Source organism: Bacillus sp. SIMBA_154 (genome assembly GCF_046536015.1).
Classification (GTDB): domain Bacteria; phylum Bacillota; class Bacilli; order Bacillales; family Bacillaceae; genus Bacillus; species Bacillus pumilus_P.
In genome coordinates this window covers 1-292 of the sequence record NZ_JAWJBV010000158.1, presented here as the reverse complement: position 1 = coordinate 292, position 292 = coordinate 1, and the positions used below count along the sequence as shown (strand labels likewise).

The window sequence follows — 292 nt, the reverse complement described above, 5'->3', positions numbered from 1 at the left end:
AAAGGTCAAGGAATGTCTGCTGAGCAAGTTCTAGATATGGTTCAAGCAATTGAAATCAATAAGGAAGAAAAGAAAGAACTTAAAGATGAAAATCAATTGTTAAGAGGATTAGCAACATTGGGTACAGTATTAGTTTCTTTTACCCATGAGCTGAAACAAATACAAGCGGGTATGAAAAATAGATCTAAAAGAATGGAAGGTGCACTGAATAGAGTTATTGATGAAACTAAACTATTAGAGATTTCCGATGGCCTTAATCCTTATAATATGTTGGATAGGTGGAAAAGAGAGG

General features: G+C 33.9%; 1 protein-coding gene. It reads left to right on the top strand.

Features of this window, described 5'->3' with window-relative positions:
- The coding region (locus R0K30_RS21550) for a hypothetical protein (RefSeq protein WP_410612840.1) at window positions 1-292 on the top strand (292 nt) is incomplete at both ends.